12 protein-coding genes and 5 pseudogenes are annotated in these 12,704 nt (G+C 57.4%); 8 read left to right on the forward strand and 9 right to left on the reverse strand.

Annotation, left to right across the window (positions count from 1 at the left end; translation table 11 throughout):
• The first annotated feature begins 23 nt into the window (after positions 1 to 23).
• Both BS630_RS30695 and BS630_RS30700 read left to right on the forward strand, forming a co-directional pair.
• The gene (locus BS630_RS30695) at positions 24 to 467 is read left to right on the forward strand and encodes a MarR family winged helix-turn-helix transcriptional regulator (RefSeq protein WP_077980428.1); all 444 of its coding nucleotides are present in this window, start codon (positions 24 to 26) and stop codon (positions 465 to 467) included.
• A 109-nt stretch (positions 468 to 576) separates the two neighbouring features.
• A pseudogene (locus tag BS630_RS30700) lies at positions 577 to 800 on the forward strand (SOS response-associated peptidase); the annotation flags it as partial.
• A 290-nt stretch (positions 801 to 1,090) separates the two neighbouring features.
• Here BS630_RS30700 and BS630_RS30705 read toward each other — a convergent pair.
• Positions 1,091 to 1,408 (reverse strand): hypothetical protein, encoded by a 318-nt coding sequence (locus BS630_RS30705; RefSeq protein ID WP_077980430.1) that lies wholly within the window; start codon positions 1,406 to 1,408, stop codon positions 1,091 to 1,093.
• A gap of 525 nt (positions 1,409 to 1,933) precedes the next feature.
• On the opposite strand from BS630_RS30705, the gene BS630_RS30715 reads away from it, so the two are divergent.
• Both BS630_RS30715 and BS630_RS38590 read left to right on the forward strand, forming a co-directional pair.
• Positions 1,934 to 2,260 (forward strand): NIPSNAP family protein, encoded by a 327-nt coding sequence (locus BS630_RS30715; RefSeq protein WP_077980431.1) that lies wholly within the window; start codon positions 1,934 to 1,936, stop codon positions 2,258 to 2,260.
• Positions 2,261 to 2,688: 428 nt separating this feature from the next.
• Positions 2,689 to 2,832: pseudogene (locus BS630_RS38590) on the forward strand (DUF1236 domain-containing protein); the annotation flags it as partial.
• A gap of 201 nt (positions 2,833 to 3,033) precedes the next feature.
• Here the strand turns inward: BS630_RS38590 and BS630_RS30720 are convergent.
• Positions 3,034 to 3,975, reverse strand: a complete 942-nt coding sequence (locus tag BS630_RS30720; protein ID WP_077980434.1) for an NmrA family NAD(P)-binding protein — start codon at positions 3,973 to 3,975, stop codon at positions 3,034 to 3,036.
• A gap of 74 nt (positions 3,976 to 4,049) precedes the next feature.
• Here BS630_RS30720 and BS630_RS30725 point away from each other — a divergent pair, with 74 nt between their 5' ends.
• A complete protein-coding gene (locus tag BS630_RS30725; protein ID WP_077980436.1) occupies positions 4,050 to 4,853 on the forward strand; it encodes an AraC family transcriptional regulator in 804 nt (267 codons plus the stop codon).
• Between the two features lie 193 nt (positions 4,854 to 5,046).
• Here the strand turns inward: BS630_RS30725 and BS630_RS30730 are convergent, their stop codons facing one another.
• The 4 genes and pseudogenes from BS630_RS30730 to BS630_RS36895 all read right to left on the reverse strand — a co-directional run.
• Complete coding sequence (locus BS630_RS30730) at positions 5,047 to 5,427, reverse strand: RidA family protein (RefSeq protein ID WP_025398035.1); 381 nt, start codon at positions 5,425 to 5,427, stop codon at positions 5,047 to 5,049.
• Between the two features lie 311 nt (positions 5,428 to 5,738).
• Positions 5,739 to 5,905, reverse strand: a pseudogene (locus BS630_RS38785) (ABC transporter ATP-binding protein); the annotation flags it as partial.
• Positions 5,902 to 6,071, reverse strand: a pseudogene (locus BS630_RS38790) (PHP domain-containing protein); the annotation flags it as partial. The pseudogenes BS630_RS38790 and BS630_RS38785, both read right to left, overlap by 4 nt.
• A pseudogene (locus tag BS630_RS36895) lies at positions 6,068 to 6,211 on the reverse strand (DNA polymerase Y family protein); the annotation flags it as partial. The pseudogenes BS630_RS38790 and BS630_RS36895, both read right to left, overlap by 4 nt.
• A 391-nt stretch (positions 6,212 to 6,602) precedes the next feature.
• Here BS630_RS36895 and BS630_RS30735 point away from each other — a divergent pair.
• The gene (locus BS630_RS30735) at positions 6,603 to 7,811 is read left to right on the forward strand and encodes a hypothetical protein (protein WP_245310564.1); all 1,209 of its coding nucleotides are present in this window, start codon (positions 6,603 to 6,605) and stop codon (positions 7,809 to 7,811) included.
• A gap of 146 nt (positions 7,812 to 7,957) precedes the next feature.
• Positions 7,958 to 9,985, forward strand: coding sequence for an ATP-binding protein (locus tag BS630_RS30740; protein WP_245310566.1), 2,028 nt, complete (start codon positions 7,958 to 7,960; stop codon positions 9,983 to 9,985).
• Between the two features lie 129 nt (positions 9,986 to 10,114).
• On the opposite strand, the gene BS630_RS30745 is transcribed toward BS630_RS30740, so the two are convergent.
• From BS630_RS30745 to BS630_RS30755, 3 genes are all read right to left on the reverse strand, one after another.
• Positions 10,115 to 10,351: a tautomerase family protein gene (locus BS630_RS30745; protein WP_025398039.1), complete on the reverse strand. Its 237-nt coding sequence runs from the start codon at positions 10,349 to 10,351 to the stop codon at positions 10,115 to 10,117.
• A gap of 36 nt (positions 10,352 to 10,387) precedes the next feature.
• Positions 10,388 to 11,020, reverse strand: a complete 633-nt coding sequence (locus tag BS630_RS30750) for a DsbA family protein (protein WP_077980438.1) — start codon at positions 11,018 to 11,020, stop codon at positions 10,388 to 10,390.
• Positions 11,021 to 11,093: 73 nt separating this feature from the next.
• Positions 11,094 to 11,804, reverse strand: coding sequence for an SDR family NAD(P)-dependent oxidoreductase (locus BS630_RS30755; RefSeq protein ID WP_025398041.1), 711 nt, complete (start codon positions 11,802 to 11,804; stop codon positions 11,094 to 11,096).
• Positions 11,805 to 12,107: 303 nt separating this feature from the next.
• On the opposite strand from BS630_RS30755, the gene BS630_RS30760 reads away from it, so the two are divergent.
• Positions 12,108 to 12,665: a VOC family protein gene (locus BS630_RS30760; protein ID WP_245310568.1), complete on the forward strand. Its 558-nt coding sequence runs from the start codon at positions 12,108 to 12,110 to the stop codon at positions 12,663 to 12,665.
• Positions 12,666 to 12,704 lie beyond the last annotated feature (39 nt).

A 12,704-nucleotide genomic window follows, 5' to 3' on the forward strand; every position in this document is an offset into this window, starting at 1 on the left:
GCGGGATTATAATGGATGTCGGAATGGCAGAGCACGATACCGACCCGGAATTCGATCTAGAGCAGTTTCTCCCCTATCTGCTCAATCAGGCGGCGGAAGCAACCTCGCGCTCGTTTCAGGCGGTGTATGTTGATCTTTACGGTATGACACGCACGCAGTGGCGCGTGATGGCCAACCTTGGCAAGTTTGGCGCGATGACGGCAAAGGACATCTGCGACATCTCTCATATCGAAAAGAGCAAAGTTAGCCGCGCCGTTTCCACACTTGAGTCAGCAGGTTTTCTCCTGCGAACGCCAAGCGAGGATGACCGACGGGCCGAGTTTCTCAGTCTTACTGAGCAGGGAATGACTGTGTTCCGCGATCTTGGACATCGCGCAAACGAATATGATAGAAAATTGCGGGCAGATCTTGGGGAGCAGATCTCTAACGAACTTATCCATTTGCTGGGGATGTTGATGAAGCGTTGACGGCTACTCAACGCCCCTCCCCAAGGGCCAAACGTTATCACGCGACTTCAGCTAGCTTCTCCATTATCGGATGCCGCGATAGCTTTCAAATGAGAGAAAAAGGCGGCCCACGGGACCCAACGACCTGGTGAACCGATCCATGAAAAGGCCATGCCGGTCCTGTTGCTGACGAAGGAAGAGACGGACACCTGGATGCGGGCGCCATGGGAAGAAGCCAAGGAACTGGCCCGTCCGTTACCGAATGATGCGCTGATCATTTCCTCACGCGAACCGTACGGATCCACGATCGTGCCGAAATCCGGAGAGCTGGTGGAACAGGGCAGTCTGCTTTGACGCCTGAATTCCGGACTTGTTTCGGAAAACGAAAAAGCCTGCCGCGGGAGGAGGTGCGGCAGGCTTTCCAAAAAATTGAACAACGGCTGGGAGGAGGAGTGCCGTTGTTCCGTCAGGCACCCGTTGGGAGGAGGAGTGGGTCGCCTGAAACACGAAGCTCTGCGGGAGGAGGTGCATTGCTTCGATGACTTGAAGATACCAGAGGCTACCCCGATCGCCAGCGCTTAGATGGCCGTGCAGCCATGCGCTTGCTGCAATGCAATATAGTCCCTGTGCTCATTTTTCGGCCACTATGGTGGAGACGGAGGCTTCTTTATGATTGTCTCGAAACCGAGAACGAATTCGATCACCTTGGTGGAAGACATTTCGCACGGCTTCAAGATCGGCCCAGCCAATCGATAGAGGTTGAAACTGACGATATCGGTTCCGCTAAGCTCCTCGCCATAAAGCCATGTCCGTTTGCCATCCTCCAACCGCTTGACGGTCACGCCCCATGGTCGCTTACCAAAATGTCCATCGACATAGCCGTTCGGCAATTTCGCAAGCGCGTCTTCGAATGTCGCCTGGACCGATGGAGGGTTCTTGCCGTCGGTCATGGTGCCCGGCATTCGTCGCAGATCCCGCAGCCATCGTCATCCATGCTCGAGGCCGGACGTTACCTTCGACAGCAAGGACATGCCGTTGCATCCGACGCACACTTCACTGGAGCATGGCCATGGATCGAAGCGCGGCCGAAAGTATGCATCGAAATTCTTCCGCCGGACCGTGATGAGAAGTTCGGTACACTAGAGATAGTGAACCTCGAAGGCTGCACAAGCCGGCAGACATTGCTGTCGGAGATTGGCCAGTGCGGAACCTGGGCGGCCTGTCTCCATTGCCAAGAGCTACTCTAACGGGCGCATTCCCACGATTGGCTGCCGACACGGCCACCGTGCTCGACGTTCGTAAACATCATGGCCAATCGGCGCCAAAACACAGGCGATCAGCTTGACAGAAGATTACCGGTTCGAAGATATCTGCAGGGCCCTATCTAATAGTGAAAATGACGTTGCTGCAGGTTCGGAGGACATCGTGGGCGCAGGGAGCAAGTGCCGAACACATGTCGTTCTCAAGGGACATAAGGAAGCAAAACTTTGATCTACGAGCTCAGAATTTACGAGTGCCTGCCCGGCCGATTGCCCGCACTGCTCAACCGCTTTGCCGAACATACGCTGGCAATATGGGACAAGCACGGCATCAAGCAGGCTGGTTTTTTCACCACAATCGTGGGCGAAAGCAGCCAGCGTCTCACCTATCTCATTGCCTGGGAATCGCTAGCCGACCGCGAGGTGAAATGGAAAGCTTTCACCACTGATCCAGCATGGCTTAAAGTCCGCGACGAGTCAGAGCGCGACGGGCAAATCCTCTCCAATATCTCTAGCCAGTTGTTGTCACCGACTGCCTTTTCGGCAGTAAAATGAGACGCTACCGATCCCCGCTTGCCGCCAGTCGGAATTCCATCCGATCTGGTCATCCGCGGAAGTGACGAAGAACCGCAACACGTAGGATATAGCCAGCCGCCATTGCGAAAACCAGCGATGCACGCCTTGAAACGATCGGAACGCTCGACCCGCTGTTTACAACATCCGCGCGGGAAAACGTTGATTTATAGAACTCCCGCTCAGAGACATTCGTATGCTGGATAGTGAAGCGGTTTGATTTTCGGTATCGAGTTCAGACTGCTGCGCCAAGAACAAGACACCGAAAAACCTGGAACGCAAGCACCGCTGATCGGCTTCAAAATACCGGTTAGGCCTTTGAAGGTGGACTTGCCACACCCATTGGAGCAACTAAGGTGGTGAGCGAACCCCGCTGCACATCTCCACCCAGGTGACGAACGGCCGCATCGCCTTCCCCCGCCGTCGTGGTAACCCCAGTCCCAGAGGATCCGAAATATGGCTATGTCCTGATAGGCCAGCAGCGCGTCATCGTCGGACCGCAGACTCGCCGTGGTACAGGTCCGCCATACCGGCATCCGGTCGCAGTGACATAGGATGATTGTGGGCGTCGACTTCGGCCGGCGCCCTTTTTTTGCCCTGCGAGGCACTGGCACAACGCGAGCATCGTCGAGAGCCGGTGGTCGCCCCTGCGCCAATTGCGGTCGTATAGCTACCGCAATTTAATAATTTGCGTAGCGTCCAATAAAGACGCCAGATTGCTCGCAGGGTTCCAAAAGAACCAGCATAACATCCAGCTAGTCCCTGGCGGTCCACATGGGAAACGTTTCTCGTTGGTCTTCCGCTCTGACCGCCTCCAGGTAACGCGGCTTCCAAACATCACCAATGAACACCTCCATCGTCGTGGGCAATTTCGGACGATCCTCATGCTCCCCATGGAACCTTACGATGCCATTGTTCAAAGCGTCGGCACTCAGGGTGTCGTCCTGCCACTTCTCCGACGTCCCAAACCGCGCCAGAAATTCAGCTTCCACGTCTTTGCGGGTCGTCTCGATGTATCGGTACTCCACTGGCCTCCCGACCTCCTTGCCAATGATCACGGCCAGTTCGTTCATCGAGACATCTTCCGAGCCGACTTCGAGGTGGAGGCGGTGTCTGCCCGTCGGATTGGTCAGTTCCTTCGCTGCCAGCCATGCGATGTCATCGGTCGCCACCCAGGGCATCCTCAAATCAGGTTTGCAGAACCAGGCAATTCGACCGTATTTGGCAACCGGTGCCGTCCATGCCGACACGTCTTCCATGAACCAGGCGGCGCGCAGGTGGACCAAATCGATGTTGCCGAGTTCGTTGAGCTTTTGGTCCAGATCGTGGAAGCACTCAAAATGACCCGTCTTCCCCTTCACGTCCGAACCCATGGCCGTCAGGCTTACGGCCAATTTGACGGAGGATTTTTCGAGCGCATCGACAAATCGCTGGGCAACTGCGGGGTAGTGTCCCTCGATGTTGTTCCAATCGGTCTTCACCATCAGGAACGCGGCATCCGCACCCCGGAAAAATTGGTCAAGGTCTCCCGCTCCCGTGTCAAAACTTCCCAGGAATGGCTCTGCTCCGAGCTCGACGAGTGCGTCGAGCGCCGGGCCGCCTCTCGACAACGCTCTGACCTGATGCCCGGCGCTCAGCAGGGTCCGGGTCAGCTTGGCGCCAACTCGTCCTGTTGCGCCGACGACAGAAATTCGCATGACAGTCTCCTTTCGGTTGTTGATCGCCCGATAGTAGACTATTGCGGCGCGCACGAATTTGGAGATAATGCCAAATGATCTCCGAATCGGGCCAATCCGCAAAACTGCTGCGTTCCTGCTACGACGACTTCGACCCCGACTGGTTGGATCGCCCGGCCGCCGCCGTCCGCCTCGACTTCAGTGACTATGAAGCTGAAGTGCCCCAGCACCAGCACAAGCAAGGGCAGCTCATTTTGGCCCTGCACGGGGCTGTCACATGCAGAACGGAGAATGGCATCTGGATTGTCCCACCGGACTGCGGGGTCTGGATACCCGGCGGCGTGCCCCACAGCAACCAGGTCACGTCCAACGCACGCCTGTCCTATCTGTTCGTTCAACCGGACGCGGCGACGCTGCCGCAGGAGTGCTGCACTCTGTCTGTGTCGCCGATGCTCCGCGAGATGATCCTCAGACTGGCGGATGTATCGGTCAACTATGCTCCGGACGACCATGTCGGCCGTATGGTGCGGGTCTTGCTGGATGAACTCGCGCAAATGCCGCTACAGGGGCTGGACTTACCCGCGTCTAGCCATCCCAAAATCGCCGCGATCACTGCTGCCCTGATGGCGGAGCCGAGCGACCGTCGCACCCTGGTCGATTGGGCGGCACACGTTTCCATGAGTGAGCGATCCTTGAAGCGGCTGATGGTCCAGGAAACGGGACTGACCTTCGGCCGATGGCGGCGGCAACTGCACCTGGTCCTCGCATTGCGCGAACTAGCCAGCGGCGCGACGGTCCAGAGGGTGTCGAGCGACTTGGGATATGAATCCGCTACCGCCTTTATCGTCATGTTTAAGAAGGCATTGGGCACAACGCCAACGCGCTACTTCGCGAACTGATTTGCCGAATGGCCAAACTCGGCAACTCTGGTCGGCCTTTGCGGCTGCGTCCTTCTCAACCGCGCCATCTCAGGCGGGAAATTGGGATCGAGGGGAGGATAAACTCCGGTAGCGTATTCGTATCCCAAGAAGAAATCGGCACGCCGTCGCGTCCTGCGCTTCGCGGGTCAACGATTCCCTGTCCTAATCGACTTCATGCCTCTGCGATCACCGCAACGGAAATTTTCATGCCGGGAACGCGCACAGGCAGCTTCGCGCCCTGGCGTGCCGGCGGATCGATCGGAAACCAGCTCAGCCATTCCTCGTTCATGCCGGCGAAATCTTCTTCCTCGAGTATGATGACGGTCGCGCTTACGACCTTGTCCAGCGAACTGCCGGATTCTTTGAGGATGGCGGAGATATTAGTCAGGCACTGGTGTGTCTGCTCTTGGATGGTCTCGCCCTTGATCTTGCCGGTACTGGGATCTATCGGGCTCGTCCCCGATACGAAGACAAGGCCTGCGGCCTTGACGGCTTGGCTGAATGTTGGCGGCGGCGGTGGTGCATTAGTTGTTCTTATGATGGTGCGGGACATGTTGGGCTCCGTGTGGGTAACAGCGTAACCTTATTCGGTTTCCGCCTTGAATTCGACCGCGCCGAGCTATGCCGCGATCGCGCAAAGCCCGACCGGCAAGATCGCCGCCGCGAATTGTCATCCCGCCGAGGGAGCCGTCGATCCCCTACAAGGGCGATCTTCAAGGCGGCGGCATGATGCTCGCGCTCGCTGCCACCATGTGTTTCGTCCTTGTCAGCGATCGATATTCTCGGTGGTGAGGCGACTGGTCACGCTAAGTATCTGTGGCCCAAAGAGCAGAATGCTTAGCGTGTCATTTCGCCCTCAGCTGGAACTGACCCCATGAAGCCGACCACGAAAGCCGTCTGCGGCTGCCGGTAGATGGTGATCGGCGGCGCGATCTGTTCGGTGCACCCGTCGCGCATTATGACGATGCGGTCGGCGAGCGTTAGGCCTCCTCCCGGCCGTGGATGACGAAGAGCGTGGTGACGCCGCGGCGCGCGATACTTGAAGCGCCCGGACGATTCCGGCAAGCGAATTGCGATCGACAATGCCGAGTGCTTCGATGCGGAGAGCCTTGGCGGTCTCGAACAGTTTCCTGCGCCGAACTCGCACCGCGTAGCAAGGAAAAATGCGTTGTAACCCTGCAGCTCGGCATAGCTCATGCGAAGATCCCACGGCAGAACCAGCGGTGGCTTCCGGTTTCAGGATCGATGCCATCACCGGAGCGAAACACCCAGAGACACTCGTCGGCCTCGTCTTCGATGACGAAATGATCCCGCACCGTCTCCATCTCCGCGTGGCGCGCTTCCATCTGTCCTGCGATAATCCTTTTCCACCCACGGCGCTCTCAGTCGGGCCGAAAAGGCGAAGCTGGCGGTTGCTCCCGAACGGCGCGAAAGTCTGCCTGACTTGCAAAAAGTCCACGGCGCCGTGACGAAGGTCGCCCTCAGCCGAGTCGGCACAAACAATGGGCACCGTGCCCCAGAGGGTCGCCCCGTCCGTCCTGAAACGCCTGCCGGAGTTCCCTCCAGACAGGATAATGCCGGTCCATGCCACCGATACCTAGGTATAGTTGTCTTAGAGCAGCTTCTCGTTGAAACTACGAACACGAGAAAGTTTCGAATTGCATCGCGTGCAATGAGCTTCCCTGGCTATGATCGTTGACGAAGGCCCGACGGGATATGGCGTCAAGAATGGATTGGGGCGTTTCAAATTGCAATAGCTTGCGTTGGGCTGCTTGCTATGGGCTGTTTTCTGTGCCCCGTGCGGGCGCTCCGATAGCGTTTGCATTGGCGGCACTGGCCTCGACCGGAGACGCCCGCGACGGCGCTAAGGTTCTTGCCGCCATGACGTCCGCCCAACTTCTCGGTGCGGTTCCAATTGCAAGGCTGGGGCGTCATTTAAACAGAAGCTCGTTCTTCAGAATCTTGATCGCAATTCGAACGGCCGCAATGTTGGCATGCGCCATAGCCTGCGCCTCGCACGCTTCCATTCAAATATTAATTGGTTCCGCCGCCGTAGCAGGTCTCGTTCAGGGAGCCGCCTTCGGCTATCTCCGAAACGCCGCCAACCAACTCATTGAACCGGCCCGAATGATTAAGACTCTCGGGATCGGAGTGATCGCCGCGGAATTCACCTTCCTCATCACGCCGATATTCTCAGCCGCTCTCGGCAGCGTGTCCGCCGCTCTCGCCATAGCAGCAATCGCGATAATTGGATCCACCCCGGCTATCTTTCTGCCTAATATAGCGCAGGCCACGACGCCCACGGCTCTATCGCCCAAAGGGGTGGTCCCGCGGGGCGTGCAGGTCTGGCTTGCATGCGCCTGTGTCAACGCCGCCGCTGTCAGTGCGATAGAAATCGGCGCTGTTTCCATCGCCCTTGGTTTAAGCTTGAAGCCAGAGCATGGCGCTGTCATCACGGGCACACTTTGCGTGGCATCTCTTGCTGGATCCACCTGGATGAGCATGCGCAACCGACAATATCCCGCGTGTCATGTTCTCATTATGCTTAGTTTGGCAACCGCGGGCGCAGCGCTGGTTGCAATCAATTACTCCCTGGCAACATCCTTGCTCGGTTCCGCGATCGTTGGAGCAGCCGGAGTGCCGCTCATTGCTTACTGTTCGTTCGAGATCGGAAATCGGGTAACACCGGAGATGAGGCCTGAGGTATTCTCGCTTCTTAAAACGACAACCTCGGCCGCAACGATCCTTATCTCCGCACTAATCGGTTGGACATCGATCGTCATTACTTTGCACATCGCCACCGCTCTTCTCGCATCTGCCGCGTTAGGCCTCCTAACGCGGCGTTTGATCTTGGGCTTTCACGGCGTTCGCAGATCGAAACTCCTCGTTAATCCCGCCGCGCCCGAGATGCCTCGCGGTCAACACAACGAGACCTAAGAGAGCAAAAAACTCTTCAGCCTTCATGGCCGGAATGATATGTACTTTTTGCTGGAGCTTGAATAGTGGGATGCACTTATTCAGTCGAGGCAACTTAAAGCGGTGCATTTTCTTTCGGTGGGGCAGCATTTCTGTCGAAACTAAGCTTGTCAGAGATATGCGAGCAAATTCCTGCAATCGTTTGGACAACGGACGAGGCCGGCTTAACTATCTATGGCAACAGCCGCTTCAGAGCATATTTCGGCTCAGAATCTCATGCGACCGATGGACTTAACGCGTTGCATCCAGATGATGCGATCACACTGCCTGTTAAAATCCGCAACGCTCGTAGAGAAGGATTAGACGTAAAAACCGATGTGCGGCTTCGACGGTTGAGCGGTGAGTATTGCTGGTTTGCGTTGTCGGCCTCGACATGGGGCGACGGTGCCGCTGTCAAATACTGTTGGGTTGCCGTCGAGCGCAACAAGCGTGCTGGCGACAATTTCATCATTCAAAGGGTCGAGGATTCGGGGCAGGCCGGCCATCTTATTGCCAGTGAGACCGAAATACTCGAAATGGTCGCGAGAGGGGCAGCGACAGCGGAGGTTTTCGACAAGGTCTGCCGTCTCGTCGAGGAACTAATCGACGATTGCTTTTGCTGCATTCTGGAGCTGTCTCTGGATCGCCGACATTTCCGTTTTGGTGCAGCACCCAGGTTGCCGGGCGAATTCAAGGGTGTTTTCGACGGAAGCGAGGTCGCCGCGGGCCTCGGACCTTGTGGCCTTGCTGCAACCAGCCGGCGTCCCGTCGAGGTTCCCGACTGTGCTTCTGACGCCCTGGCAGGAACCGCCGAGGGGAGGCTCATGCTCCTCAACGGCTTCAATGTCTGCCAGGCCAAGCCGATACTTTCTCCCTATGGAAACACGGCCGGTGTCTTCACCATATATCGTCAGCGCTATGCCGCCTTCTCACTATTTGAGCAACAGGTGGTCGATCGAGCGATAAACATCATCGGTATCTCGATCGATAGAACCCGTCACGAAGAAGCCTTGGTGAGGCGGGAGACCCAGGTTCGCAGAAGCCAAGCTCAGCTTCTTGCAGCCCAACGCATCAGTTCGACAGGAAGCTTCACGTTCGACATCCAGAAAAACGAATGCGTGTGGTCTGAAGAACTGTACCGGATATTCGATATCGACCCGTCCCTAGAACCCGACATCTACGCCGTCCGGAAGCGAGTCTATCGTGACGATCTCGACAAGTTCAACGGGGAATTACAGCGCGCGCTTTCTGGGCAAAGCATTGACGTCACATTCAGGATCGTGACTTCACACGCCGCTCTCAAATTCCTGAGAGGGTTGGCCAAAATTTCCTATCATGTCGGTGATAATCCGGTTTTGGTGGGGACCGTTCAGGACATTACTGATTTCAAAAACGCACAGGAAGCACTTCAGCGCGGAGAGGAAGCTCTAGTTAAAGCCCGCGAAGACTTGGCCTACGTCTCGCGCGTCATGACGATCAGCGCGCTGACAGCATCGATCGCACATGAGGTCAGCCAGCCATTGGCTGGGATTCTTACCAACGCCAATGCATGTCTGCGCCTGCTGGCCCTCAGCCCCCCCAATATCCAAGCCGCCTCCGAAACGGCGCGAAGGACCATTCGCGATACGATGCGCGCTACGGAGATAATCAAGCGGCTCCGGGCAATGTTCGCGCGCCAGCCATCTACAATGGAGTATACCGACCTGAACGACCTTGCCCGCGAGGTCATCATTTTGTCTGCAAGAGACATGCATCAGAAATCGATCAGTGTGACCGCTCAACTAGAGCCCAAAGCACTTCTGATCATGGGGGATCGCGTCCAGTTGCAACAAGTCATCCTAAACATGCTGTTGAACGCGAGGGACGCAATGGGCGATATCGAAAGCCGGCCAAGAATCCTGACCGTGAGCACGCACGTGGACACTGAAGAATCGGCAGTCTTGTCGATTACCGATGTGGGCATAGGATTTCCGCTGGAGAATGCTGACAAGATGTTCGAAGCTTTCTTCACCACAAAGCAGGACGGCATGGGAATCGGTCTCGCTATCAGCCGCTCGATCATCGAAAATCACGGTGGCATAATGTGGGCCGAACCGAACGACGGGCCGGGCGCGACCGTCGCGTTTTCGATACCACTTCGGAGCCCACCCCAATGAGGGTCCAGTTCGATAGGACTACCACGCCGGCCAAACGGTGTTCTCACACCGCGCGCGATGCCTGGCGCACGAACGCACAAGCCGCAGGTGATCACCTGCGGCCCCCAGGTTTCGTGGATTAACCTGAGGTCATGCTTTTCCCTCAGCCTTCTTCTTCCGATACTGAACTGTTGGAAGGCCGCCCCAGCCCCAGTTGTCCAGGTCGATCTCCTCGATCACCACGTAAGTGGATTCCAGCGGCTTGTTGAGGACGTCGAGCATGACCTGGCTGACGCCGGCGATGATTGCGGCTTTCTCTTCGGCGGTAACCGAGCTGCGATCAGGTGCCGTGCCTTCACGGGTTACCTGTACGGTGACTATGGGCATTTCGTGGTCTCCCTATTCAAGATCTCGATCGATCTGCTAGGCGGCCATTGCCGCAAGGTGCTTCTCAAGTTCATCGACATGCGCATATCCAGCGCCGACCCTTCGAAGAGTTCCATCCTTCTTAAGGAACAGCGTGGGGAAGCTCGAAACGCCCATGACACGAGACGTCGCGAAGTCTGTCGCGGCCTCATCGATGGTGCTCTGCTTCTTGTAGGTCTCGAGAAATTCGTCAACGCTGACGGGATGACCAAGTTCCTCAAGAGCACGGGATCCGACTTCCGCCAAGACCAGGCTGTTCGTAGTGTCGAGCGCACCGACGTAGAAGGCGTGTTGGAATGCACGGAAGACTTTCAGAAGATCCGCTTCCGGACGAAGGATCCGGGCAGTTACGACCGCACGGCATACGGGCTCGGTGTCATAGACGAAGCCAGTTCTTGCAAGCAGGCCTTCTCGGTTGAACGACACGCCGCTGGCTTCCTCGACCTTCGCCCAATGACGTAGTCTGAACTGCTTGCCCGCGTCGTCAAGAACGTCCGTCGCGCCCGCCCGGAGTCCACCGAGGACGATCTTCAACGAGGCGTCCGGACGCCTCTCGAGCAGCAGCTCCATTTGCTTGCCGAATCCATAACACCACGAGCACATGGGATCTGCGGCTAGTACAAGTTCCATTTTCTTTCCTTTCACTCGCTTGCAGGGCGCGCGGCGTAGCCACGCCACGAGCCCGCGTCCTGTTCGAGGCCCACTAGCGGCCGGCGTTCTGGCCACCGTCGACGTGTAGGATCTCTCCCGTGACGAAGCTTGCGCTCTCGAGGTAGATCACGGCATCGACGATGTCGCTGATCTCGCCCATGTGCCCGACCGGATGGAGAGCGGACAGGAACTCGTGAGTCTCGGGAGCGTGCATCGGGGTCTTGATGACGCCGGGAGACACGGCGTTGACGCGGACTCCCGTCTTGGCGAACTCGATGGCCAGTTCCTTCGTGACGGCGTTCAGACCGCCCTTGGTGAGCGAAGCGAGAGCCGTGGGAACGCTCGACACCGGCTGGTCCACGAGGCTCGTCGTGATGCTGACGATGTGTCCGGAACCCTGCTTGAGCATTTCCCTCGCAGCCCGCTGCGTGATGTGGAAGAAGCCCGAAACGTTCACGCCGAAGTTCAGGTCGTAGTCTTCCTGCGTGAAGTCGACGAAGGGCTTTGCGGTGAATACGCCCGCGTTGTTGACCAACGTGTCGATCCGGCCAAAGCGTTGAATCGCCTCGCGGACGACGCGCTCTGCGGTCTCGGAATTGGAGATGTCGCCCGCCACGGCATGCACGCCGTCGTCCGACCCCTGTTTGATCGAACGCGAGGTGGCGACGACGCGATAGTTCCGCTCACGATAGGCGCGGACCAAACCCGCGCCGATGCCCTGAGACGCACCGGTGATGATGGCGACCTTCTGCTGATTGCTCATGATTATTACATCCTTTCAATTGCAGCGGTCCTTGTCCGGGCCGCCCTACGCCCTCGGCGTCGGTGCAACTGATTTAAGCGCTCACGATCTTCGGGAGAATTACTGAAGAGCGGCATTCACTCCACCGTTTTTCGGGATAATGTTAGATTGCATTTATGGTGGCTCTCCAACAATCCGCGTGCAGGTCAGATGTGCAATACTAAGGTGTCGGGCACACCTTTGGACAATATCGGACCAAAATTGACTTGGTAGTCTGCGGTAGCCGCCGCGAGTTCGTGAGGCGGATATCGATAGGAGCCGACCATGACCGACGCCATGCTGCAATCGAAACCTCCAGCTAGAGCATCAGCCACAAGCCCGACCAGCATGAATCTTGAACTACTCGTTATCCCGGTCTCCGACGTGGACCAAGCCAGAAAGTTCTACGAAAGCCTCGGTTGGCACCTCGACATCGACAACGCCACGGGCGACGACTATCGTATCGTCCAGTTGACCCCGGCTGGCTCCGGAGGCTCGATAATGTTCGGTGAGAACATTACCACGGCGGCGCCGGGATCCGCCCAGGGCATGCACCTCGTGGTGCCCGACGTCCTCGCCGCGCGTGACGACCTCGTAAGACGCGGCGTGAAAGTCAGCGAACCCTTCCACGACGTCGGCGGAATCTTTCATCATTCCAACGGCGTGGAAATCGCCAAGGGACCAAACCCGGACAGAAAAAGCTACGCCTCCTATGTTACGTTCGAGGACCCAGACGGCAACGGATGGACGTTGCAGGAGGTGACGGCGCGCCTACCGGGTGCACGCACCGACACGAGCTTTACGGAGCAGCTTCACCAGGCCGTTTGGGGATCCGTAGGGTAAACGATCCCGTTGCTGAAACTTTTGCTAGCTGTGCTCCTC

This window comes from Rhizobium laguerreae, from assembly GCF_002008165.1.
In the GTDB taxonomy this organism is placed as follows: Bacteria; Pseudomonadota; Alphaproteobacteria; order Rhizobiales; family Rhizobiaceae; genus Rhizobium; species Rhizobium laguerreae.